The organism is Clostridium sp. NkU-1 (genome assembly GCA_001312405.1).
In genome coordinates this window covers 13,444-37,152 of record BBDR01000012.1, presented here as the reverse complement: position 1 = coordinate 37,152, position 23,709 = coordinate 13,444, and the positions used below count along the sequence as shown (strand labels likewise).

The window sequence follows — 23,709 nt, the reverse complement described above, 5'->3', positions numbered from 1 at the left end:
AGTTGTTTTTTTAAGCCAAAACGCAGTTAAGGCGGAGCATGAAAAGTTTGTTGCTTCCAAACGTTTTTTTAGGTCCGGACAAAAAGCCGGTTGAGTGGGAGGTTAAAGCTATTACTTCTAAGGAAGATGAAGCCCTGAGAAAAGAGAGTACGAAACGGGTACAGGTAACCGGAAAAAAGGGGCAGTATACCCAGGAAACGGATTATAACCTTTATCTTGGGAAACTGGCAGCGGAATGTACTGTCTATCCCAATTTAAATGACAAGGAATTGCAGGATTCCTATCATGTCATGGGGGCAGACGGGCTTTTAAAGGCCATGCTGACTGCCGGTGAATACGCAGGTTATCTGGAGCGCATTCAGCAGGTAAATGGGTTTGATATCACTCTGGAAGAGCAGATTGAAGACGCAAAAAAACTGATAGAAGGAGGTGATATGGAAGCAAACATTGCTTACTATTGCCTCCACAAGCTCCACAAATGGCCTCATGAGTTTTTGAGCCTGGACCGGTATGAACGGGCGTTTGTTATGGCAGCGGTACAGCTTAAGCTGGAAAATGATAAGAAAGAGGCGCAAAAGGCGAAGGCTGCAGGGAAAAGATAGAAGAATGGAAGAGCACCTTTCAGGGTGTTCTTCCAAAAAGGAAAGGAGGGAAAAGCGTATGGCAACAATACAAAATTCAATACAGCTTCAGGATGGAGCCTCCTCCGTGTTGACGAGAATCAATCATTCAATCAATATTACAAGCGAGTCCTTTCGAAGATTCCAGATGGCTGCAGGCAATTTTACCGGTTTGCCAGGAATGCAGGCTGCTGTAACGGATATCCATAGTATGGGTATTCAGTTTGAACAGGTTACGGAAGTAATCGTGGAGGCCAAGGAACAGCAGAAAAAAATTAAATAAAACCATAGATGATGGCAAGGAAAAAAATCCAGAAAATGAAAGAACTCTGGGATAAGGCATTATCTGGTTTAGGTAAGATGGGAATCAACACCAGCCCTATGGATATATTCAACCAGGCAAATGATATAAAAGCAGCGGGAATCTCATACAGTCCAGGACCGGAATGCAAGGTCAGGATCTGGATATGACAAAGCAAAGTGCTGAAAATTTATACGTCGATAACATAAGCGGCAGTCTGGATGATGCAGCAAAGAGTTTGTCTTCGGTTCATCAGATGACTGGTCAAACGGGGAATAGCCTGGAGCAGCTTACAAGAGCAGGATTACTCCTTGAAGATACCTTTGGCTACAGCCTGACAGACAGTATCCGTAGTGCCGGAGAGCTGCAGGAGCAGTTTGGAGCAACTGGTGCTCAGTCATTGGACTTAATCGTACAAGCAACTCAGGCCGGGCTTGATAAAAACGGGGAACTGCTGGATACGATTAATGAATATTCTTCCCAGTTTCAAAACCTGGGCCTTGGTGGGGCAGATATGTTTAATATGCTGATCAATGGGGCACAGAATGGAGAAGTCTCAGTCAGCACTTTAGGTGAGGCTGTAAAGGAATTTTCATCAAGGGCTGTTGGCGGAGGAAAGGACGCTCAGGATGGTTTTTCTGCTTTAGGGCTTGACGCTGCTAAGATGACAGAAGCATTCGGAAGCGGCGGTGATACGGCAAAGCAGGCATTCCAGCAGACCATCGCCGCTTTAAGCAGTATGGAAGATCCTGTCAATAGAAATATAGCAGGAATGAAGCTGTTTGGCAGCGCTTGGGGAGAGCTTGGCAGTAAAGGAATTATGGCATTGTCCAACTTGGATGGATCTGTAACGCTGTCAACGGAACACCTGGAAGAATTAAATAATGTGAAATACAACGATGCAGCCAGCGCGCTGAGTTCTTTGGCTAAGACGGTCAATATGGGGCTAGCGGGTCCCATGTCCGGTCTTGTAGAAAGTATAACAGAAAAATTAAATGATTTTACTGCAGGATTACAGGGGAATATAGGAGAAGCCAATGGGATTTTTGGTTCTATCGGCGCTGTTGCCGGAGCTGTAGGAAGTACCATCACAGATTATTGGTCTATCGTTGAACCTATTTTATGGGGGATTATAGCCGCTTTGCTTGTTTATAATTCTACTTCAACATTGAAAACAATTTGTGATTTTACTGGTGCAGTAGCAACTAAGGCAATGACAATAGCACAAAAAGGTCTGAATACAGCATTTGCGGAATGTCCTCTTACCTGGATTATCATGTTGATCATTATTTTAGTAGCACTCTTTTATGCAGGTGTAGCAGCTGTTAATAAATTTGCCGGAACGTCTTACAGTGCTACTGGGTTGATATGCGCAGCGTTTGCAGTTGCAGGAGCATATATTGCTAATAACTTAATGGGAATATTAGAAATTGGTTTTGGTATCATTGAGTATTTTTACAACGGCTGGATTGCTTTTGCAAACTTTTTTGGGAACCTGTTTAACGATCCGGTATCATCAATCATATATTTATTTGCAGATCTGGCAGATGGAGTACTTAATATTATACAAAAAATAGCAAAAGCCTTGGATTTTATTTCTGGTTCTCATATGGAAGACACTATAAAAGGTTGGCGGGATGGTTTGTCAGGCATTGCCGATGAGCTTGCTGAGAAGTATGGAAATGGAACGTATGAAGTTAAGGCTGACAAATTGGATATGGATAAGACGCTTGCCGATTTCGGGATTGACCTGAATCGGTTTGGGTTAAAAGATTCTGCCCAAAAAGCGTATGCAGGTGCGGACAGAGCAGAAGATACTGCAAAGAAAAGATTTGAAGACTTTAAAGAAACATTTGGCAGGCATAATCAAAATTCGGGTTTTAATCCGTCGGATGCGGCCGACAGCATTGCCCAGAGTACCGGTGATACTGCCATGAATACGGCAGCTATGGCAGACTCAATGGATATCATGGATGAGGAGCTGAAATATATGCGGGATGCCGCAGAGCAGGAAATCATTAACCGCTTTACACTGGCGGAACTGAAGGTAGATGTAAATAACAACAACACCATAAAGAATATGACTGATTATGATGAACTGAATCGAAGGCTTGGTGATGCTACCAGCGAAATTCTTGCTTCGGCTGCGGAAGGAGTGAATTTTTAATGGCATATGAAGTTTATATTGACGATATGCTTCTTCCTCTGCCTCCGGAAAAGATCCCTGTCAAGTATAACGGGCAGAACAAGACGGCAAACCTGATAAACGGAGAAGAGATCAATTTGGTCAAATCCTTTGGCCTCGCCGAAATAAGCATTGATGTAATTATTCCACAAATGGATTACCCCAGTACGGTCTGGGATGGAAGTATTGACAGTGCGGAGGATTTTCTGGAAAGACTTCAGGATTTAAAGGAGGGCCAAAGCCCCTTTGAATTTACGGTTATCCGGCAAGGGATGGGAGGTAACAGCCTTTTTGATACCAGCATGGATGTAACTCTGGAAGATTATAAGGTCACAGATGACGTAAGTGAGGGACTTGATCTTATCGTCTCCCTCACAATGAAGGAATATAAAAGTTATGGAACTAAAATAATGAATTTTACCATTGTTGAGGAGAAGCAGGAAATAGAGTCTGGGCAGCAGGATGGGGAACGCCAGGGGGAACCGCCGCCAGTAAAGAACTATACGGTTGCAAAAGGAGACTGTCTATGGTCCATAGCAAAAAAAACAGCTTGGCAACGGGGGCCGGTGGCAGGAAATTCATAATCTGAACCGGGACAAAATAACAAATCCCAATGTTATTTATCCAGGACAGGTTCTCACTATGCCATAGGAGGTAGAAAATGGAAGCACATTTATATATCCAGAACGGTCAGACCGTATATGAGCCGGTAGTGAAAGGAGCTATTACCTGGGAAACACAACGCAGAGGACAGCCAGGAAAGTGTTCTTTTACCCTGATCCCGGACAAACGACTCCAGATTGAGGAGGGCAATGCCCTCCGTCTGGATGTGGCTGGGAAACCTGTTTTCTTTGGATTTATTTTTGAGCGTAGCTGGAGCAGCGATGGAGAAATGAAGGTCACTGCTTACGATCAGCTTAGATATTTAAAAAAATAAGGAGACTTATAATTACACGGATTTAACCGCCGGAGAGGTAATCCAGATGATAGCCAGGGATTATCATTTGAAAACGGGGGAATTAGAGGATACGGGAGACAGGATTTCCAGAAAGGAAAAGGATAAAACGCTGTTTGATATTATTTTAAACAATCTGGATCTTGCAATGATACATACGAAAAACCTGTTTACATTTTATGATGATGCGGGAAAGCTCACCCTGAAAAATATGGAGAACATGAAGCTTGACATCATGATTGATGACAAGACAGCGCAGGATTATGACTATAAGTCAGCATTGACAGCGATACTTACAACCAGATCAAACTGTATTGTGACAACAGTGATACAAAGCAAAGAGAAATCTATATGACAAAGCACACAGAAAATATCAATAAATGGGGGATTCTCCAGAAAGACGAGTCCATTGATAAAGGAGCAGACGGCCAGGCCATAGCGGAAACATATCTGACTTTGTATAACCGCCCATCCAGGACTCTGACCATCAAGGATGCCTTTGGAGATATCCGGGTACGGGCAGGCTGCCTGATTCCGGTATTCCTTGATATAAAGGATGAGGGAATAAAAAATTATCTGGTAATCGAGTCTGCAACCCATAAAATTGACGAGGGGGTACATACTATGGATTTGACATTGAGGGGGGCGAAAGTCAGTGGCTGATGTAGAATGGATTGAAAATATAAAGCGGATCGTTATTCAGGCGGTTGAGGCAGGAGATCCATGTGACGTGATTCCGGGGACTGTAATAAAGGAAAATCCCGTTGAAATACAAATTGACCAGAAAACGATCCTATCCAAATCCCAGGTTATTTTGCCGAAGCAGTTTACAGATCATGGGGAAGTGATGAATATTCCTGGGGTCGGAGAAGTGACTGTAACCGTAAAAAATGGATTAAAAACTGGTCAAAAGGTTCTTTTGCTTCAGAAGAGGGGCGGTCAACAATACGTGGTAATAGGCACATGGTAGGAAAGGGGGTGTTGCCATGCTTCCGGTGACAGGTAATATTTTAGAACAGGATTTTAAGGTGGTACAGATGCCTTCAAAGACCTTTCGGCTGGATACGGAAAGAAAGCGGGTAATCGGAACGGTAGATGGTTTGGAGGCGGTAAAGCAAGCAGTTTTTTTGTATTCTTAATACAGAACGGTTCGACTGGCTCATTTATAGCTGGAATTATGGTGTGGAGTTTAATGGCTTATTTGGGAAGTCAACAGGGCTGGTAAAAGCAAAGATCAAAAAAAGAATCAAAGAAGCATTGCAGCAGGATGACAGGATTCAGAGTGTTGATACATTTTCCTTTGAAGGTAATGGGAAGATCCTTCATGTAAGGTTTATGGTTCATACCACTTATGGGGAAATTATGATGGAAAAGGAGGTGAGTATTTAATGTATGAGAATATGACGTATGAAGTTATTTTGAGGCGGATGTTGGATAGAGTTCCCCAGGGATTAGATAGACGGGAGGGATCCTTAATTTATACGGCGCTGACAGCAGCAGCGGCAGAAATGCAGATCATGTACATAGAGTTTGATACAATATTAAACGAGACTTTTGCAGACACTGCATCCAGGGAAAATCTGATTCGCAGGGCCGCAGAGCGGGGGATGCAGCCTAAAAAGGCGACCAGGGCGGTTTTAAAAGCGGTTGCCACTCCTGAAACAGCCGTGATTTCAATAGGCGACCGCTTTCGTCTAGGGCTTAACAATTATGCGATTTCGGGCAGCATGGGCGGAGGGGCCTATCAGGTTACATGTGAAACCGCTGGGACAAGTGGGAATCACCAGCTTGGCCGTTTGATTCCGGTATTGAATATTCCAGGACTAACAACTATAGAAATGACGGAGCTGCTAATTCCGGGAGAAGATGATGAGGCAACGGAAGTGTTACGAAAAGCTTATTTTGATTCTTTTCATGAAAAATCTTTTAGCGGTAACCGAAAGGATTACATGGATAAAACAAATGGTATTCCAGGAGTTGGAGCAACGAAAATCACTAGGGCATGGAATGGCGGTTCTACCGTTAAATTGACAATACTGGATTCCAACTTTAACAAGGCTTCCGATCTTCTAGTACAAACAGTTCAGGAAACAATTGATCCGGTACAAAGTGGAAGCGGAGATGGTCTTGCACCGATTGACCATATTGTAACCGTGGATACAGTTGAGGAAGTGAGGATACAGATTAAAAGTACTCTGGAGCTTGATAACAACTATTCCTATGAGGTTTTACAGGAGCAGATAGGGAATACGGTTGATACTTATTTAGGAGAACTAAGAGCCTCATGGGAAGGACTTGGAGATCACGGGTGTATTATAAGAATCTCACAACTGGAGGCAAGAATTCTGGAAATTCAGGGCATTTATGATATTAGTAATACACGTATAAATGGATCAATAGAAAATCTGGAATTAAATAAGTGCCAGATTCCAATATATGGGGGGATTGAAATTGATTCGAGAAGTTAATTTACTGTCATATATTCCTGACTTTCTTAAGGAATATGAAGAAATGAGGACCGTACAGGAGGTGATCCAACCGGAGATACATCGGTTGGAAGATGAAACAGAGAGTATATTTGACAATCAGTTCATTTTAAGTTCTGATATTAAAAGTATCAAGCGGTTTGAAAGAATGCTGCATATTTCACCGTTAGCTGAGGATACGCTGGCTGATAGACGTTTTAAGGTGTTGTCAAAATGGAACCGTATGATTCCGTATACAAAGATTACGTTAAAGCAAAAACTGTCTGTTTTGTGCGGAGAAGATGGTTATACGCTGGGAATTGATCCGAGAAAGGTTATTACAATTCGGGTGGCGTTAAAAAGTAAAAGGAGTTTATATGAAGTGAAGGAAATGCTGGAGGAATTTGTGCCTTGCAATATGGTCATTGATTTGGACCTCCTTTATAATCAACACAGTCTGCTTTGTAAATTTACTCACAAACAATTAAGAGCCTGGAGCCACAGGCATATAAGAAATGAGGTGCTTATCAATGGGGAATGAAACAAAGAATTATAAACTTCCGAAGCCGAGCGAAGAAGATTTTTATGATATATCAGAATACAATGAGGCTATGGATATTTTAGATGAAACGCTGACGGAAGTGAATGAGCGAAAGCTAGACAGTAATGGGAACGCTTCGGATGTAGTTACTGAGTTCAGCAAGGAAATTTTGCGTGATAATATCGAATCAGGAGAAAAATTATCGGTTACTCATGGAAAAGTGCAAAAATGGTTTTCAGAGATGAAAAATATAGCATTTTCCGGACTGGCATCGGACGCTGCTCAGGATGCGGCTCACCGTTTTGTGACGGATACGGAGAAAAATAGTTGGAATGCTAAGGTTTCGGCTTCCGGAGGTGATATTTCTGGTACGAAGATAGGTTCGCTTGAAAACATAACGACTGAATTTCCGGTTCCTTCTGAAGGGGAGACACCGAAAGCGTTTCTTGGGAAGGTAAAAAAAGTTTATTCAGGATTTTAATGATTTTAAAACTGGGGTAATTACTGTTGGGAAATTGGTGAATAATGGACAAACCACGGCTGCGGGGTATGCTTTGGATGCAAGGTATGGGAAGACGTTGCATGATCTGTATACTCAATTAAATAGTGATTTAACAAACACAAATAGCAATATGACTTTAAAACAAGATTCGCTATTACTTCCAATCAATACGATTGTTGATTATTCGGACGCCAACCTCTCTAAAATTGGAGGTTGGACAGTGGATAACTCTACTGCATATTTTAACTTAAAAATGAATTGGGTATTGATACAGTTCAAGGTAACCGGTGGCGAAATATACATAAGGCCTCACTGGGGATTGTCAACACCTGGCGCCTGGAAAAAGATATATTAACAAATGATCATTTGACCCAATTTGACCAAGTACCGTACCAATATCTACGCCATTTAAACTCATAGATGCTGTTAATCAATATTTGCATACCAACATCGGGGTGGACAAAAAATGTAGCCATCATTGCATCCGCATCACAATTTGTGCAGCCAGTAGAATTTCTGTAAAGCCCAAGGCCTTTTTGTTTAAGTGTATTTGCGTCACCAGTAAAACCCATAACATACACAAAATCGCTAGCATTGGCTTTACCACTTAAATCACTATATTATTAAGTGATCATTATAATTTCCCCAATTTACCATATCTTTGTCTAAGTAAAAGTAAATGACAATTAAAAAAAGAATTAATAAAAAAATAGTAAAAAAACCAATTTTTATTAAATGGTTCAATAAAATAAAAAAACATAGATATTAAAAAAACTACGATAAGATCCATTTGCAACGTAATTATTAAAAATGAGGTGAGAAAAAAATGAAGCACATACTATGCTCTCTAATCGGAATCATCGGCAATTTTGTTACAATTCTTTTCGGCGGTTGGGACACGGCAATCGGTACCTTGATCTTATTCATGGCCATCGATTTTTTTCTCCGGCCTTGCCGTAGCCGGTATATTTCACAACAGCCAAAAAAACAAAAACCGGCACCCTGGAATCCAAAGCCGGCTGGAAAGGTCTATGCAGAAAATGCATGACCCTGCTATTTGTACTAATCGCCCACCGCCTGGATTTATCTCTAGGCACCCCCTACATACGCGACACAGTCATCATCGGCTTTATGGCAAATGAGCTAATATCCATCGTAGAAAATGCAGGCCTCATGGGCCTGCCTCTCCCAGCAGCTCTAATTAATGCCATAGACCTACTAAACAAAAAATCACAAACATCATAATACCAATTAAAAGCCCATCTTACCCCCCGGTACATCCCCACCCCATCCATCATATGATAAATCAAAAAGGACAAGGTGATATTATGGTCAAAAGCGAGGCCACAAAAGATATGCCAAACATGGAGCTGCTGGGAATACAAGAAAATCTAAAGAATTCCGATTACACAGAAATTGAACGTTTCCGGGAATCCTTTGATGCAGACGAGATGGGCTTTGTGGGCCTAAGGGAAGGAATTTAATATGGAAGTTCACAAACTATTGACACCCTACAACTACAGCAACGGTCAGACAGACCGGATAAAATATATAGTAATCCACTATGTGGGGGCACTTGGAGGCGCAGAAGCAAACTGCAAATATTACGCCTCCCAATACATTGGGGCCAGCGCTCATTATTTTGTTGGATTCAGCGGAGAAATATGGCAGTCCGTTGAGGATAAAGATATTGCATGGCATTGCGGATCAAAAACATATACCCACGGAATGCCGCAACAGCAACAGCCTGGGAATAGAGCTTTGTGTCAGGAACAATGGCAGCCAGACAGATACAAGCAGGGACTGGTATTTTGAAGAGGCAACAGTAGAAAACGCTGTCCAGCTGACAAAAGAATTGATGGAGCAGTACAATATTCCGGCCGATCATGTAATCCGCCACTATGATGTAACGGGAAAAATCTGCCCCAACCCTTACGTATACAATCATACCCAGCATACCTGGAATGATTTTAAAGCAGCACTGGAAGAAGAGCCCCAGCATAAATCCGGTTGGATTGAAGAAGAGGGCGGATGGAAATTCTACTTAGGGAATACCGGAAGATATGTTTCAAACGACTGGTATAAGGATGGGGAAGACTGGTACTGGTTCGATGGTGCAGGATATATGGTAAAAGACACATGGAAAACCGGTTCAGACGGCAAATGGTATTATCTAAATGACAACGGTGCCATGGCCAAAAACCATTGGATTATCTGGAAAGAAGAACTATACCGTGTTACGGAAGACGGAAGTATGTTTGAAGGAAAAATGAATCTGAGCACTGATGAAAAAGGTGCCCTGCACATTATCTGAAAAGAAGACGGGAGTCCGGCAATCCGGAAAAACCAGAAAATACATCAAAAGATGATCCCAAGAATCAGCGGCTATTACGCATTCTGCTTTAGACAACCGGGGAATGGAGACCGGAAGCTTCTGGCGGTATGCAGCTTCTGCGGCCGGACGGTAAATTACAACATTCCAAGGGTGATCTATCAATAGCTTTATTTCACCGTAAAATAAAAAGGCTTTTGCAAAATGATTCTGAATGAAACTATTTTGCAAAAGCCTTAAAACCATATAAAAAATCCCATTCAGTGGGTTATTCTGAATGGGATAAAAGTCTGTTCTATGAATTAAGCCATTGTGTTTACAGCTTTAGAGATTCTGGATACTTTTCTGGAAGCAGTATTCTTATGATATACGCCCTTAGTAGTAGCCTTGTCGATCTCTGAGATAGCGTTTGTTAAACTTGCCTGTGCAGCAGCCTTGTCACCGGCAACGATAGCAGCCTCTACCTTCTTGATAGATGTTTTCACTTTGGATCTGATCGCTTTGTTTCTTGCAGCCTTTGTTTCATTTACTAAAATTCTCTTTTTTTGCAGATTTAATGTTAGCCAATCGGTACACCTCCAATAAAATGATATATGATTATTCTTTGTTTTGCATCAAAGCCTGGACACGGACAGTTCAATGTAAACATACCTTTGTATTCTAACGAATTTCGACGCATATGTCAATACATAATTCCCGCATTTTTGCAGAAAATACCTAAGAAATGCTGGAAAGCTTTGCAGGCATACCTTTATGCGCAAATAGCATGGGCAATAAAAGAGGAAAGCCATACAGGCATACCTTTATGCTCAAAAAGCATGGGCAGTAAAGAGGAAAGGTGGAAAAAATGGAAAACACATTTACAGTTCGTACAGACCTTGCGGTAGAAGAAAGAGAGAGTTTCCCGGGTGACGGCGGCGAAATATCGGGAGTGTCCCTGCGGGAGTGGCATCGGGCAGACAGCCATATAAAAATGACCGAGGTAAAAATTCTTGACGAGAAAGGCTCAAAAGCCATGGGAAAACCCATTGGGACCTATATTACCCTGGAGGCCGATGAGCTTTCCATGAAAGACGAAGATTATCACAGAGAGGTTTCAGAGGAACTGGCAAACCAGATCGAACGCCTCCTTTCCGGGAAAAATTACCGGAAACCGGATTTTCATGTGCTGGTGGCCGGGCTTGGCAATGCCTCCGTAACACCGGATTCCCTTGGACCCAGAGTCCTTAAAAATCTACAGGTAACAAGGCATCTGAAAATCCAGTACGGAGATGATTTCTGGAAGGGAAGAACCATGCCTATAATCAGTGGGATCGTACCTGGAGTCATGGCCCAGACAGGAATGGAAAGCGCCGAGATTTTAAAAGGGATTATAAAAGAAACAAAGCCGGATATCATCATTGCCATTGATGCGCTGGCAGCCAGAAGCGTAAAGCGGCTTGGAACCACCATTCAGCTGACGAATACAGGGATCCACCCAGGTTCCGGAGTGGGAAATCACAGACACAGCCTTACTTTTGATAGCCTTGGCGTGCCGGTCATGGCCATCGGAGTCCCTACTGTTGTAGGAGCCGCAGCCATTGTCCATGATACGGTTTCCGCCATGATAGGCGCTCTTTCAAAAAGCATGGAAACAAAGGGAATGGGGGACTTTATCGGAAAGCTTAACTCGGATGAACAGTATGACCTGATCCGGGAATTGCTGGAGCCGGAATTCGGACCAATGTATGTGACGCCTCCGGATATTGATGAAACAGTAAAGGAACTTAGCTTTACCATCTCCGAAGGAATCCATCTGGCATTTTTGGGACAGGAAGATTCGTAGTAAATGACAGGCATTCTGCATAGGATATTATGAATAATCTATGTGGGAAGGCGGTTATGAGGCGGAGAAATAAGGGAATTAACTGGTATATAAAAAAAATGATGATTGCAGTAAGCCTGGTACTGGCCGTTCTTCTCAGCATAAAAGAGGTTTCAGAAGCCAGTAAAAAGGCGGACTTTCATAAAGCGGAAGATTGGGCCAAAGAAGGGGCGGGTCTTGGGGCTTCCTATATCTGGAGGCACCAGTATCCGGCCGCAACTTGGGAAGAAAAGGACCAGAAGGGCAACCAGTCCGGCACCCATGAAAAATCCATGATAAATGCTCTCTGTGATTTCCTTTTCAGTCAGTCCCCTCTTTACCGGTATGCCGGCAGAGGCAGCAAAAGGTCAACAGACTACGGGGAAGTGGATCCGGCTTATGAAGGATATTTAGAAAGCGGAAAATTTTATGAGGAACACAGCTTCCTTTTATATGACGGCGGAGAGGAAAGCGGAGAGGATGGAAGCATTAATGCGGGAACCCATAAGGCACAGCCGGCAGAGCAGCCGCCTGCCGGAGGAGATACTGCAGCCAGTCAGGGACCGGAACAAAATCAGGCATCAGAGGCTGGCGAGGCGGGAACGTCTGATAAAGGAAATACCCTGAATGCGGATAAGGACCTGCCATGACCTGTGCATCCAGCACCATATGGCCCATAGCAGGGACCCTATACCGTAAGGAGCAGCTGGCAGATTATGATTTTCTCATAAAGCATTTTTACAGTGTCCATACCTCCACAACGGCAGGCAGGGATTTAATGAAGTCAGATAAGTTTCTTTCTGAGGATTTTACCCTGGAGGGAGCAAACGATAAACCACAGATTCTCATTTACCACACCCATTCCCAGGAGGAATTTGCAGATCACGGGCCGGATAATCCCGGTGCCACTGTAGTGGGAATCGGAAATTATCTTACGGAGCTTTTGACTGCAAAGGGCTACAATGTGATCCATGATACCTCGGTCTATGATCTGCAGAACGGTAAGCTGGACAGAAACAAAGCATATACTTATGCCCTGGATGGCATTACAGGAATCCTTCAGAAGAACCCCTCTATTGAGGTGATACTGGATGTTCACCGGGATGGGGTAAACGAGAATCTCCATATGGTAAACCAGGTCAATGGAAAACCAACGGCTCCCATTATGTTTTTTAATGGAGTCAGCCAGACGCCAAAGGGGCCTATTGAATATCTTCCCAATCCTTATAGAGACCAGAATCTTGCCTTCAGCTTTCAGATGCAGCTTGATGCGGCGGCCTATTTTCCTAATCTGACCCGGAAAATATACATAAAAGGCCTTCGGTATAACCAGCATTTAAGAGCAAGATCTGCCCTGATCGAAGTAGGTGCCCAGACCAATACATACCAGGAAGCATTAAACGCCATGGAACCTCTGTCTGAAATTTTGGATATGGTGTTGCAGGGAAATTAAAAAAATGGTAATATGCTATCAGGAGTAACCGAATACAGGGTGGAACCTTCCCGCTTTTATGCCTTTATGCCATAATGAGAGGGGAGGTGGTGCCGGATATGTTTTCATTTGCAGATGTGCTATTATTTGCAACTTTTATCCTGGCCTTGCTGACTTACATAGATAAGTTAAAAAAATAGCCTACCCTGCTGCGAACAGGATAGGCGGTGTCCGTTAGGACATTGTACTGTTTTCTGGGAGCTTCCACCTTGTGTGGCGGTTATTCCTTTTGTGCTTTTAATATATCACACTGCGCATATTATTTCAAGGCTTAGTTTAGTCAAGGATTAGTTTAGAAGCAGATCATTAAGAGTTATCCTCCTTTATAATAACGAGGGATCAAACTAAGCGGCTTTTGAGATACTAAAATGATACCGTTATTTTTAGCAAGGACAGCAAAACAAGCATTGCCCTTGTTTTCCAACAGATTAGCGAGGAAAAACAACGCTGTCAAGGTGGACAATCTTCTATTTTAATGGTATATTTTTAAAGATATCATAGTAATCTGGCGGATTATGCCTTGGGATGGGGGCTGGCCGGAAAAACACCAGAAACATCAGAAAAGAGGAATTAAATATATGGCAGCTGCCCAGCAGAACAAGATACGCAATTTTTGTATTATCGCTCATATTGATCATGGAAAATCAACCTTGCAGACAGGATTATAGAGAAGACAGGTTTACTCACCAGCAGGGAAATGCAGTCCCAGGTCCTTGATAATATGGATCTGGAGCGGGAACGGGGAATTACCATTAAGGCCCAGGCAGTCCGGACCGTTTACAAGGCCGGGAATGGCGAAGAATACATTTTTAACATGATTGACACCCCGGGTCATGTGGATTTCAACTATGAGGTTTCCAGAAGCCTTGCTGCCTGTGACGGAGCAATCCTGGTGGTGGATGCTTCCCAGGGAATCGAGGCACAGACACTGGCTAATGTTTATATGGCTCTGGACCACGATCTTGACGTATTTCCGGTTTTAAATAAAATCGATCTCCCAAGCGCAGAACCGGAGCGCGTGGTGGAGGAGATCGAAGATGTCATTGGGATTGAAGCCCAGGATGCTCCCAGGATTTCCGCAAAGACAGGAGAAAATGTGGAAGCAGTCCTGGATGCCATTGTTGAAAAGATCCCGGCTCCAAAGGGAGATCCGGATGCTCCCCTCCAGGCCCTGATTTTTGACTCTCTTTATGACTCCTATAAAGGTGTCATCGTGTTCTTCCGTGTAAAGGAGGGAACAGTGAAAAAGGGTGACAGGGTGCGCATGATGGCCACCGGAGCCATAGAAGAGGTGGTGGAGGTAGGCTATTTCGGTGCAGGCCAGTTCCTCCCGTGTGAGGCATTAAGCGCCGGTATGGTAGGATATCTGACAGCCAGCATAAAGAATGTAAAGGAAACTGCAGTAGGTGATACCATTACCAATGCAGACCGGCCCTGCAAGAATCCGCTCCCAGGCTATAAGAAGGTGACCTCCATGGTTTACTGCGGCCTGTATCCGGCAGATGGAGCCCGTTATAACGATCTGCGGGATGCTTTGGAAAAGCTTCAGCTTAACGATGCTTCCCTGTTCTTTGAGCCAGAGACCTCCCTTGCCCTTGGCTTTGGTTTCCGATGCGGATTTTTAGGTCTCCTTCATCTGGAGGTCATTCAGGAGCGTCTGGAGCGGGAATACAATCTGGATCTGGTGACAACGGCACCAGGCGTTGTTTACCGTGTTTATAAAAAGAACGGCGAAAAGCTGGAACTGACAAACCCTTCCAACCTGCCTGATCCAACGGAAATCGAATATATGGAAGAACCTATTGTCAGCGCTGAGATCATGGTGACCACGGAATTTGTGGGTGCATCATGACCCTTTGCCAGGAGCGGCGGGGCGTGTATCTGGGCATGGAATACATGGAAGCTACCAGGGCACTTTTAAGATATGAGCTTCCTTTAAACGAAATCATTTACGATTTCTTTGATGCCTTAAAATCCCGTTCCAAGGGATATGCGTCCTTTGACTATGAATTAAAGGGCTACCAGAGATCGGAGCTTGTGAAGCTGGACATCCTGGTGAACAAAGAAGAAGTGGATGCCCTTTCCTTTATTGTCCATGCATTATCCGCTTATGACAGAGGCCGCAGGATGTGTGAAAAGCTAAAGGATGAGATTCCCAGACAGCTTTTTGAAATCCCCATCCAGGCGGCGATCGGCGGCAAGATCATTGCCCGTGAGACAGTGAAGGCCATGAGAAAGGACGTTCTTGCCAAATGTTATGGCGGTGATATTTCCCGTAAGAAAAAACTTCTTGAAAAGCAGAAGGAAGGTAAAAAAACGTATGCGCCAGGTTGGTAACGTAGAGATACCACAAAAGGCATTTATGAGCGTACTGAAATTAGATGATGAATAAAAAAAGTCTTGAGATTTATGTGCATATCCCGTTCTGTGCGCGTAAATGCGCTTACTGCGATTTTCTCTCTTTTTCCGGAAACCGGCAGATGCAGCGGGAATATACAAAAAAGTTAATAGAAGAGATTAAATGCCAGAGTGCCAAAGTCAAAGAATACCAGGTAATCAGCGTATTCATAGGGGGAGGCACTCCTTCTATATTAAGCATAGAGGACATGACAGCAGTTCTTCATTCTCTCAGGGAGGAATTTGATATCCTGGCTGATGCAGAGATCACCATGGAGGTAAATCCTGGTACGGTTACGGCTGAGTCCCTTTTCTGCTACAGAGAAGCAGGAGTAAACCGGATCAGCATGGGACTTCAGTCTGCAGATGACAAAGAGCTGCGCTATTTGGGCAGAATCCATACTTATGATGAATTCCTGAAAAGCTATCAGAGAGTCCGTATGGCCGGCTTTGACAATGTGAATGTGGATTTAATCTCAGCAATTCCCGGGCAGACATTGGAATCATGGAAGAACACCTTAAAAAAAGGTGACCATGCTGAAGCCGGAGCATATATCTGCCTATAGCCTGATCGTGGAGCATGGAACCCCTTATTATGTCCGGTATAAGGAAGATGGTAAGACGGAAAACAGCTCTCTGACACTGGAAGAAGCCTCTTGCCTTAAGTCTCTGCCGGATTTGCCGGATGAGGATACAGAGCGTGAAATGTATTACCTGACCAGGGAATTTCTGGCTGATCAGGGATATGAACGGTATGAGATATCCAATTACTCCAAAAAGGGCTGCGAGTGCAGGCACAACATCGGCTATTGGACAGGTGTGGAGTATCTGGGCTTAGGTCTGGGGTCTGCTTCCTATATGAATGGATGCCGTTTTCACAATACTCCTGATTTCAATGAGTATTGCAGTGCCCGCCTGGACCAGGAGGAAGAATTTCAGAAAGTGCTTAGACAGGAGTTTGAACAGCTGACAATAGAGGAAAAGATGGAAGAGTACATGTTTCTGGGACTGCGTCTGACGAAAGGTGTCTCGGCCCAGGGATTTGTCAGCAGCTTTGGCCACAATATCCGGAATGTTTACGGTATGGTACTGGATGCGATGGAAGAAGACGGCCTTATGGAGTTTAAAAACGGATATTACCGCCTGACGTCCAGGGGGATCGACATCAGTAACTATGTCATGAGCCGGTTCTTAACGTAAGCGGAAAGGAAAGGGGTAAACTGTATTCTAATGGTAAGACACAGAAAAAGAAGCTGTGCTTAACTATTAGAGTACAGTTTACCCCTTTCCTTCTGGGATTCAGTGCTATTGCACGAGATATGCTTCCACACTTCTGGTGCCATAGGCACGGGTTTCTCCATGGGTGTTGAAGAAAATATCAATGTGGTTTCCCTTGACCCCGCCTCCGCAATCCTCTGCCGTATAGACCACTCCGTTTATCATGATGCGGCTGCCATAGGGAATGACCCTTGGATCAACAGAAATGGTATGGTTTGCGGCTGCAATGGTTCCTGTGCTGGTACGTCCTCCCCAGCCTCCGGAGCACTTCCTGCAGGGACAGTAGGCCGTTGTTTTAAATGCGCCCAGGGAACGGAGATTAGAGCTGCTGTTTTGAAGGCTGGCAGCAGCAGCGGCGCCGACTCCATGAACTCTGGTGCCGGAGAGCTTCTGGCTGGCCGTATAGGCCTCTACCAGGTAAGTGCCGTCTCCATAGGAATTCCAGGGAACCTGTATTTCAAAACCATAATTTCCGGTCCCGTTGGATACCAGATCCTCCCGGTACTTGGAGGCAGCAGTGGTAAGCTCCTCCACGACCTGCCCGTTTGACTGGTTGGTAATGACAATCTTTACTTCTGCCGCAGAGCTGGGATCAGAGCTGTTAATGGCCCAGCCTCTGATGCTGCTTTCGTCCGCATTGTCAATAATACCTGCTGTCTGGGCTGCCAGGGTATTCCATGCACTTATCAGGAAAAATGCCATCATTAGTAAGGTTCCGAAGAACCAGTGAATTCGGTTTGATCTTTGCATATTACAAATACTTCCTTTCTTTCTTACAAACTGTAACATATTTTACATATATTTATAATTATATGTAACAGATTTGTAATAAATGAGGTACAAGTAATCATTTTACACATTTTTCCAAATTTGTCAAGGTTAAGACGAAAAAAAGCCGCAGAACAGTGAAGTGATTCGCTGTTCTGCGGTGCTATATGGCATTTCCTACCGTTCAATGACTGCAAATAATTCTTTCGTTTGTCTCCCAAAATCCAGTGCTTCTGCACGGGTTGCGAAGAAAATATCTACTTTGTTTCCTTTCACGCTGCTTCCGATGTCCTCAACGGTATAGACGATGCCGTCAATCATGACCTTTGTTCCAAGAGGAAGGATCGTGATATCTGCGGATATGGTATGCTGCGGCTGCGGAACTGTTCCGGAATAGGTCCGGCACTGTTTGCCGGAGTTTTCGCTGCCCGGACAATACGCAGTGGCGGAGAAGAGCCCCAGGGATTCTCCTTTTTCATAAACCGGCTTTGCCGGCTCTTCCGGTTTTACTGGTTCAGGAGCTTTTTTCTTAATACCAGGTCCGATTTCCTCAGAAGGTGTCCCGGTACCGGCAGATGGCGTCTGGCTTTCCGTTTCGGTTTGTATGGTTTGATGATCCGTTCCAGCGCTTTCGGACTGTACTTGATTCACAGTTTGGTCTTTACCCGTAGTCTCAGCTGCAAGTGCAGTTGTAGACAACAGCAGGATACAAAGAAGTGTCAGGAATCCGGTGATACTCTTTTTCCCTGAAAAACTATTCATAATTTACCTCCAAATGGATCAAGGGGATATGCCTGCATATCTGATGCCCGGTAAAGGGGGGCATACGGTTCACAAGCTTAAGGTTGTAAGATGTTTTTCTTTCAACCGGCCTCTTAATCGTGTTGTTATGGTGTCTTATTTACCATTATATTACAAAAGTGTTAAATGTCAAGAAAAAAATGTCAACAGCTTTGTAATATTTAATAGATAATTGAGGAAAAATGTACAAGCAGGTCGCAAAAACTTCACCAAAAAAATTTTACAGGAATGTATTGACAAAAGTAGAAAAAAAAGAATATATTATGAAAAGAAGATGTTAGCACTCCCAAACGTTGAGTGCTAACAAAAAAAGACTCAGAAAGGAAGTGGGGCAGTTTGAGTGACAGGGATCAGTTGGATGAGCGGAAAGTAACTATATTAAAAGCCATCATCAAAACTTATCTGGAGACCGGAGAGCCGGTAGGTTCCCGTACTATATCAAAGTATACGGATTTGCACTTAAGTTCTGCTACCATCCGGAATGAGATGTCTGATCTGGAGGAGCTGGGATATATTATGCAGCCCCACACCTCCGCCGGAAGGATTCCTTCTGACAGGGGATACCGCTTTTATGTGGACCAGATCATGCAGGAAAAAGAAGAAGAAGTCACTGAAATCAAGGATATGATATTAAAGCGGGTGGATCGGGTAGAGCTATTATTAAAGCAGATGGCAAAGCTTCTTGCACAGAACACCAATTACGCGGCAATGATCAGCGCACCCCAGTACCACCAGAACAAACTGAAGTTTATTCAGCTTTCCAAGGTTGATGATGAAAAGCTTCTTGTGGTAATCGTGGTGGAAGGCAATATTATTAAGAATACCATGATACCTATTCATACGGAATTAGATGACGAAGGACTTCTGAATCTTAACATTCTTCTTAACAATGCCTTAACGGGCTGACCATAGAGGAGATCAATCTTGAAGTGATCAGCAGGATGAAGGTTCAGGCAGGGCCCCACTGCGATGTGGTGGACCGGGTTCTCACCGAGGTAGCCGCAGCCATCCGGGGTGATGATGAAGACCTTCAGATTTATACCAGCGGTGCTACGAACATTTTCAAGTATCCGGAGTTAAGTGATGGAGAAAGGGCCAGTAAGCTTATCGGTACGCTGGAACAAAAGGATCTTTTACAGGGGTTGATCGATGATGTGAACAGCTCGGAGAGCGGATCCGGAATCCAGGTATATATTGGCGATGAAGCTCCTGTTAAGACAATGAAGGACTGCAGCATTGTAACCGCCAACTATGAACTGGGCGAAGGCTTAAGAGGTACCATTGGAATCATTGGTCCAAAACGGATGGATTATGAAAAGGTACTCAGCACATTGCGCAATCTCATGACGCAGCTGGATACCATTTTGAAAAAAAGATGAAAGGTAAAGGGTAGAGCATTGAGCATGGAAGATGTGAAAACAGATGAGAATCTGGCAGACGAAACTGTTTATACAGAGGATGCCGTTTCCGCTGAAAAAGAAATAGAAGGCGCAGAAGCCTGCGGGGACGATGGAACCCAGGAAAATGTTCCGGAGGAAGAAACGGCTGAAGAGGATTCCAAAGAAGAATCCGGGAAAAAGGGCCTTTTCGGAAAAAAGAAAGAGAAAAAAAGATCCAAGGGATGAAAAAATAGAGGAACTGACAGACCGTCTGCAGAGGTCCATGGCTGAATTTGATAATTACCGCAAGAGAACAGAAAAGGAAAAGTCAGCCATGTTTGAAATCGGAGCAAAGGATATCGTTGAGCGGATCCTTCCGGTAGTTGATAATTTTGAAAGAGGCCTTGCAGCCATTTCTGAGGAGGAAAGAAAAGCTCCTTTTGCTGATGGAATGGTAATGATATACAAACAGCTTATGAAAACCCTGGAAGATGCCGGCGTAAAGCCGATTGAAGCAGTTGGAAAGCCGTTTGATCCTGATTTCCATAATGCGGTAATGCATATTGAAGATGAATCACTGGGTGAGAATATAGTCTCCCAGGAGCTCCAGAAGGGTTATACCTACCGCGACACCGTGGTAAGGCATTCCATGGTGCAGGTGGCTAATTAGTTATATGGCATCAGGAAACATACAATTGGTAATCATTTATTTTTGTTTATTAAATAGGAGGAAAAAAACTATGGGCAAGATCATTGGTATTGACTTAGGTACAACAAATAGCTGTGTAGCCGTTATGGAAGGCGGTAAACCAGTTGTAATTCCCAACAGCGAAGGCGTAAGAACCACACCGTCCGTTGTTGCATTTACTAAAAACGGAGAAAGGCTTGTAGGTGAGCCTGCAAAGCGCCAGGCAGTAACAAACTCTGACCGCACCATCTCTTCCATCAAAAGACATATAGGCACGGACTACAAGGTGGCCATTGACGGAAAGAATTACAGTCCTCAGGAAATTTCTGCCATGATTCTTCAGAAATTAAAGGCAGATGCAGAGGCTTATTTAGGAGAAAAAGTAACCGAAGCGGTTATTACCGTACCGGCATATTTTAACGACGCACAGCGTCAGGCAACCAAGGATGCCGGTAAGATCGCAGGCCTTGACGTAAAGCGTATTATCAACGAGCCGACAGCAGCAGCTCTGGCTTATGGACTTGATAATGAAAAAGAGCAGAAGATCATGGTATATGACTTAGGCGGCGGTACCTTTGATGTTTCCATCATTGAAATCGGCGACGGCGTCATCGAAGTTCTTTCCACCAACGGCGATACCCGTCTGGGCGGTGATGATTTTGATAACCGCGTGACCCAGTGGATGGTAGATGAATTTAAAAAGGCAGAGGGCGTTGATTTATCCGGCGACAAGATGGCAATGCAGAGATTAAGGGAAGCAGCTGAAAAGGCAAAGAAGGAATTATCCTCCGCTACCACAACCAACATCAACCTTCCGTTTATCACTGCTACCTCTGAAGGTCCAAAGCATCTGGATATGAACCTGACCAGAGCAAAGTTTGATGAGCTGACAGCAGATCTGATCGAGCGCACAGCAATCCCGGTACAGAATGCATTAAAAGATGCCGGCATTACTGCCGCTGAGTTAGGAAAAGTATTGTTAGTAGGCGGATCTACCCGTATGCTTGCTGCACAGGAAAAAGTAAAACAGCTGACAGGCAAGGAGCCTTCTAAATCCTTGAACCCGGATGAATGTGTTGCCATCGGCGCCAGCATCCAGGGCGGAAAGCTTGCAGGTGATGCAGGTGCAGGCGATATCCTGCTTCTGGACGTAACTCCCCTTTCCTTATCCATTGAGACCATGGGCGGCGTTGCTACCAGATTAATTGAAAGAAATACGACGATCCCCACAAAGAAGAGCCAGATCTTCTCCACAGCGGCTGACAACCAGACAGCGGTTGACATCCACGTGGTACAGGGTGAGAGGCAGTTTGCAAGAGATAACAAGACCTTAGGTCAATTCCGTCTGGATGGAATTCCGCCTGCAAGAAGAGGCGTTCCTCAGATCGAGGTTACCTTTGATATCGATGCCAACGGTATTGTAAATGTTTCTGCTAAGGACTTAGGAACAGGCAAGGAACAGCACATTACCATTACTTCCGGCTCCAACATGTCTGATTCTGATATTGATAAGGCAGTCAAGGAAGCGGCTGAATATGAGGCTCAGGATAAGAAGCGCAAGGAAGGCATTGACGCAAGAAACGATGCAGACTCCATGGTATTCCAGACAGAGAAGGCTCTCCAGGAAGTGGGAGATAAGATCGATGCAAATGATAAGGCATCTGTGGAAGCGGACTTAAATGCATTGAAAGAAGCTATAGGCAGAGCTCCGATTGATGATATGACTGATGCTCAGATCGAAGACATCAAGGCTGGCAAAGAAAAACTGATGAACAGTGCACAGGCTTTATTTGCAAAGGTTTATGAGCAGGCCCAGGCCGGAGCCGGAGCCCAGGGCGCAGGCCCTGACATGGGAGCAGAAAATGCTTCTTATCAGGACAGCGATGTAGTTGACGGAGATTACAAAGAGGTGTAAACTAGTCTGGTCAGTAGACAGGACTTTGGGAAAAGTGTTGTAGCGATACAGCACTTTTTCCCAGTTGCTTTAATCTATGAAAGGTAGACCTAAGATGGCAGAGAGTAAAAAAAGATTATTATGAAACCCTGGGCATTCCAAAGGATGCGGATGATGCAGCCATTAAGAAGGCTTACAGGGCATTAGCTAAGAAATACCATCCTGACACAAATCCCGGAGATGCAGCTGCTGCTGAGAAGTTCAAGCAGGCTTCCGAGGCCTACAGTGTCCTTAGCGATCCTGATAAGAGACGCCAGTATGACCAGTTCGGTTCTGCTGCCTTTGACGGAAGCGGAGGAGCAGGCGGCTTTGGCGGCTTCGATTTCAGCGGAGCAGACATGGGAGATATTTTCGGGGATATTTTTGGAGATATCTTTGGCGGAGGACGAAGAAGCAGCGCCCAGTACAATGGGCCATCTAGGGGAGCCAATGTCAGAACCAGCATCCGCATCACCTTTGAGGATGCGATTTTCGGCTGCGAGAAGGATATTGAGATCAATTTTAAGGAAGAGTGTTCCTCCTGCCATGGAAGCGGCGCAAAAGCGGGAACCTCACCGGTTACATGTCCAAAATGTAATGGAAAAGGAAAGATCATGTATACCCAGCAATCCTTCTTCGGCCAGATACAGAATGTTCAGACTTGTCCGGACTGCGGAGGCAGCGGGAAAATCATTAAGGAAAAATGCCCGGATTGCTATGGCAGCGGATACAATACAAGAAGAAAGAAATTTAAAGTCACCATTCCGGCAGGAATTGACAACGGACAGTCCGTGCGTCTTGCAGGTGCAGGAGAGCCGGGAACCAATGGCGGAGAGAGAGGCGATCTGCTGGTAGAGGCTGTGGTATCCAACCATCCGATTTTCAAACGCCAGGATACCAGCATTTTCTCAACAGTACCCGTTTCCTTTGCCAAAGCTGCCTTAGGCGGAACCATCCGGATCAAGACTGTGGATGGGGAAGTAGAATACGAAGTGAAGGCGGGAACCCAGACTGATACCAAGGTACGCTTAAAAGGAAAGGGTGTTCCTTCCTTGCGCAACCGGGCCATTCGCGGGGACCATTTTGTCACTTTGGTGGTTTCAGTGCCGGAGCGCATGACAGAAGCTCAAAAAGATGCACTTCGCAAGTTTGACGAAGCCATGAACGGCACAGGAGAAGGCGACAAACATAAAAAGAAGGGAATCTTTAAATAGGGATTCCGAAAGATA

26 protein-coding genes and 6 pseudogenes are annotated in these 23,709 nt (G+C 44.4%); 29 read left to right on the top strand and 3 right to left on the bottom strand.

Annotated elements, in window-relative coordinates; translation table 11 throughout:
* The first annotated feature begins 38 nt into the window (after nt 1–38).
* From JCM10519_RS16985 to JCM10519_RS16920, 19 genes and pseudogenes are all read left to right on the top strand, one after another.
* A complete protein-coding gene (locus JCM10519_RS16985; RefSeq protein ID WP_347844558.1) occupies nt 39–602 on the top strand; it encodes a hypothetical protein in 564 nt (187 codons plus the stop codon).
* A gap of 58 nt (nt 603–660) precedes the next feature.
* Complete coding sequence (locus JCM10519_RS16980) at nt 661–903, top strand: hypothetical protein (RefSeq protein ID WP_347844557.1); 243 nt, start codon at nt 661–663, stop codon at nt 901–903.
* A gap of 35 nt (nt 904–938) precedes the next feature.
* The gene (locus JCM10519_RS16975) at nt 939–1,091 is read left to right on the top strand and encodes a hypothetical protein (RefSeq protein WP_347844556.1); all 153 of its coding nucleotides are present in this window, start codon (nt 939–941) and stop codon (nt 1,089–1,091) included.
* Nucleotides 1,088–3,088 (top strand): phage tail tape measure protein, encoded by a 2,001-nt coding sequence (locus tag JCM10519_RS16970; protein ID WP_054740627.1) that lies wholly within the window; start codon nt 1,088–1,090, stop codon nt 3,086–3,088. Before JCM10519_RS16975 ends, JCM10519_RS16970 begins: the two co-directional genes overlap by 4 nt.
* Nucleotides 3,088–3,690, top strand: a complete 603-nt coding sequence (locus JCM10519_RS16965; protein ID WP_347844555.1) for a hypothetical protein — start codon at nt 3,088–3,090, stop codon at nt 3,688–3,690. The genes JCM10519_RS16970 and JCM10519_RS16965 overlap by 1 nt, the downstream gene beginning before the upstream one ends.
* Nucleotides 3,691–3,767: 77 nt before the next feature.
* Nucleotides 3,768–4,043 (top strand): hypothetical protein, encoded by a 276-nt coding sequence (locus JCM10519_RS31140; protein ID WP_347844554.1) that lies wholly within the window; start codon nt 3,768–3,770, stop codon nt 4,041–4,043.
* A gap of 46 nt (nt 4,044–4,089) precedes the next feature.
* Nucleotides 4,090–4,416: a hypothetical protein gene (locus JCM10519_RS31135; protein ID WP_347844553.1), complete on the top strand. Its 327-nt coding sequence runs from the start codon at nt 4,090–4,092 to the stop codon at nt 4,414–4,416.
* A complete protein-coding gene (locus JCM10519_RS31130; protein WP_347844552.1) occupies nt 4,413–4,724 on the top strand; it encodes a hypothetical protein in 312 nt (103 codons plus the stop codon). The genes JCM10519_RS31135 and JCM10519_RS31130 overlap by 4 nt, the downstream gene beginning before the upstream one ends.
* Nucleotides 4,717–5,031 carry a DUF2577 family protein gene (locus JCM10519_RS16955; protein WP_054740625.1) on the top strand — a complete coding sequence of 105 codons (315 nt, stop codon included), beginning with the start codon at nt 4,717–4,719 and terminating at the stop codon, nt 5,029–5,031. Before JCM10519_RS31130 ends, JCM10519_RS16955 begins: the two co-directional genes overlap by 8 nt.
* Before the next feature lie 16 nt (nt 5,032–5,047).
* Nucleotides 5,048–5,200, top strand: a complete 153-nt coding sequence (locus JCM10519_RS31125; protein ID WP_347844551.1) for a hypothetical protein — start codon at nt 5,048–5,050, stop codon at nt 5,198–5,200.
* Between the two features lie 43 nt (nt 5,201–5,243).
* Entirely contained in the window at nt 5,244–5,450 is a 207-nt protein-coding gene (locus JCM10519_RS31120) for a DUF2634 domain-containing protein (RefSeq protein ID WP_347844550.1), read from the top strand.
* A complete protein-coding gene (locus tag JCM10519_RS16945; protein ID WP_054740622.1) occupies nt 5,450–6,529 on the top strand; it encodes a baseplate J/gp47 family protein in 1,080 nt (359 codons plus the stop codon). The genes JCM10519_RS31120 and JCM10519_RS16945 overlap by 1 nt, the downstream gene beginning before the upstream one ends.
* Entirely contained in the window at nt 6,513–7,067 is a 555-nt protein-coding gene (locus JCM10519_RS16940) for a putative phage tail protein (protein WP_054740620.1), read from the top strand. Before JCM10519_RS16945 ends, JCM10519_RS16940 begins: the two co-directional genes overlap by 17 nt.
* A complete protein-coding gene (locus JCM10519_RS16935; RefSeq protein WP_054740618.1) occupies nt 7,057–7,548 on the top strand; it encodes a hypothetical protein in 492 nt (163 codons plus the stop codon). Before JCM10519_RS16940 ends, JCM10519_RS16935 begins: the two co-directional genes overlap by 11 nt.
* A gap of 37 nt (nt 7,549–7,585) precedes the next feature.
* Entirely contained in the window at nt 7,586–7,924 is a 339-nt protein-coding gene (locus JCM10519_RS16930) for a hypothetical protein (RefSeq protein WP_054740616.1), read from the top strand.
* Nucleotides 7,925–8,571: 647 nt separating this feature from the next.
* A complete protein-coding gene (locus JCM10519_RS31115; protein WP_347844613.1) occupies nt 8,572–8,814 on the top strand; it encodes a phage holin family protein in 243 nt (80 codons plus the stop codon).
* An 83-nt stretch (nt 8,815–8,897) separates the two neighbouring features.
* Entirely contained in the window at nt 8,898–9,053 is a 156-nt protein-coding gene (locus JCM10519_RS31110) for a hypothetical protein (protein ID WP_347844549.1), read from the top strand.
* Between the two features lies 1 nt (nt 9,054).
* Nucleotides 9,055–9,222 (top strand): annotated as a pseudogene (locus JCM10519_RS31105) (hypothetical protein); the annotation flags it as partial.
* A 22-nt stretch (nt 9,223–9,244) separates the two neighbouring features.
* Nucleotides 9,245–9,883, top strand: a complete 639-nt coding sequence (locus JCM10519_RS16920) for an N-acetylmuramoyl-L-alanine amidase (RefSeq protein WP_347844548.1) — start codon at nt 9,245–9,247, stop codon at nt 9,881–9,883.
* Between the two features lie 320 nt (nt 9,884–10,203).
* Here JCM10519_RS16920 and rpsT read toward each other — a convergent pair.
* A pseudogene (gene rpsT, locus JCM10519_RS16915) lies at nt 10,204–10,468 on the bottom strand (30S ribosomal protein S20).
* A 280-nt stretch (nt 10,469–10,748) separates the two neighbouring features.
* Between rpsT and gpr the strand changes: the two are divergent.
* The 6 genes and pseudogenes from gpr to JCM10519_RS31090 all read left to right on the top strand — a co-directional run bounded on the left by gpr (nt 10,749) and on the right by JCM10519_RS31090 (nt 16,833).
* Nucleotides 10,749–11,726, top strand: coding sequence for a GPR endopeptidase (gene gpr, locus JCM10519_RS16910; RefSeq protein WP_054740766.1), 978 nt, complete (start codon nt 10,749–10,751; stop codon nt 11,724–11,726).
* Between the two features lie 56 nt (nt 11,727–11,782).
* A complete protein-coding gene (locus JCM10519_RS31100) occupies nt 11,783–12,394 on the top strand; it encodes a hypothetical protein (RefSeq protein ID WP_347844547.1) in 612 nt (203 codons plus the stop codon).
* Nucleotides 12,391–13,197: a stage II sporulation protein P gene (locus tag JCM10519_RS16905; RefSeq protein WP_347844546.1), complete on the top strand. Its 807-nt coding sequence runs from the start codon at nt 12,391–12,393 to the stop codon at nt 13,195–13,197. The genes JCM10519_RS31100 and JCM10519_RS16905 overlap by 4 nt, the downstream gene beginning before the upstream one ends.
* Nucleotides 13,198–13,814: 617 nt before the next feature.
* A pseudogene (lepA, locus tag JCM10519_RS16900) lies at nt 13,815–15,628 on the top strand (translation elongation factor 4).
* Nucleotides 15,618–16,199 carry a radical SAM protein gene (locus JCM10519_RS31095; protein WP_347844545.1) on the top strand — a complete coding sequence of 194 codons (582 nt, stop codon included), beginning with the start codon at nt 15,618–15,620 and terminating at the stop codon, nt 16,197–16,199. The pseudogene lepA and the gene JCM10519_RS31095 overlap by 11 nt, the downstream one beginning before the upstream one ends.
* Nucleotides 16,168–16,833 (top strand): hypothetical protein, encoded by a 666-nt coding sequence (locus JCM10519_RS31090; RefSeq protein WP_347844544.1) that lies wholly within the window; start codon nt 16,168–16,170, stop codon nt 16,831–16,833. Before JCM10519_RS31095 ends, JCM10519_RS31090 begins: the two co-directional genes overlap by 32 nt.
* A 105-nt stretch (nt 16,834–16,938) precedes the next feature.
* Here the strand turns inward: JCM10519_RS31090 and JCM10519_RS16890 are convergent, their stop codons facing one another.
* Nucleotides 16,939–17,661 (bottom strand): 3D domain-containing protein, encoded by a 723-nt coding sequence (locus tag JCM10519_RS16890; protein WP_054740612.1) that lies wholly within the window; start codon nt 17,659–17,661, stop codon nt 16,939–16,941.
* Between the two features lie 195 nt (nt 17,662–17,856).
* Nucleotides 17,857–18,441: a 3D domain-containing protein gene (locus JCM10519_RS16885; RefSeq protein WP_054740610.1), complete on the bottom strand. Its 585-nt coding sequence runs from the start codon at nt 18,439–18,441 to the stop codon at nt 17,857–17,859.
* 375 nt (nt 18,442–18,816) lie between these two features.
* Between JCM10519_RS16885 and hrcA the strand changes: the two are divergent.
* The 4 genes and pseudogenes from hrcA to dnaJ form a co-directional block, all read left to right on the top strand.
* Nucleotides 18,817–19,859 (top strand): annotated as a pseudogene (hrcA, locus tag JCM10519_RS16880) (heat-inducible transcriptional repressor HrcA).
* 24 nt (nt 19,860–19,883) lie between these two features.
* Nucleotides 19,884–20,529 (top strand): annotated as a pseudogene (grpE, locus tag JCM10519_RS16875) (nucleotide exchange factor GrpE).
* A 70-nt stretch (nt 20,530–20,599) separates the two neighbouring features.
* Nucleotides 20,600–22,462, top strand: a complete 1,863-nt coding sequence (dnaK, locus tag JCM10519_RS16870) for a molecular chaperone DnaK (RefSeq protein WP_054740608.1) — start codon at nt 20,600–20,602, stop codon at nt 22,460–22,462.
* A gap of 107 nt (nt 22,463–22,569) precedes the next feature.
* Nucleotides 22,570–23,694, top strand: a pseudogene (gene dnaJ, locus JCM10519_RS16865) (molecular chaperone DnaJ); the annotation flags it as partial.
* Nucleotides 23,695–23,709 lie beyond the last annotated feature (15 nt).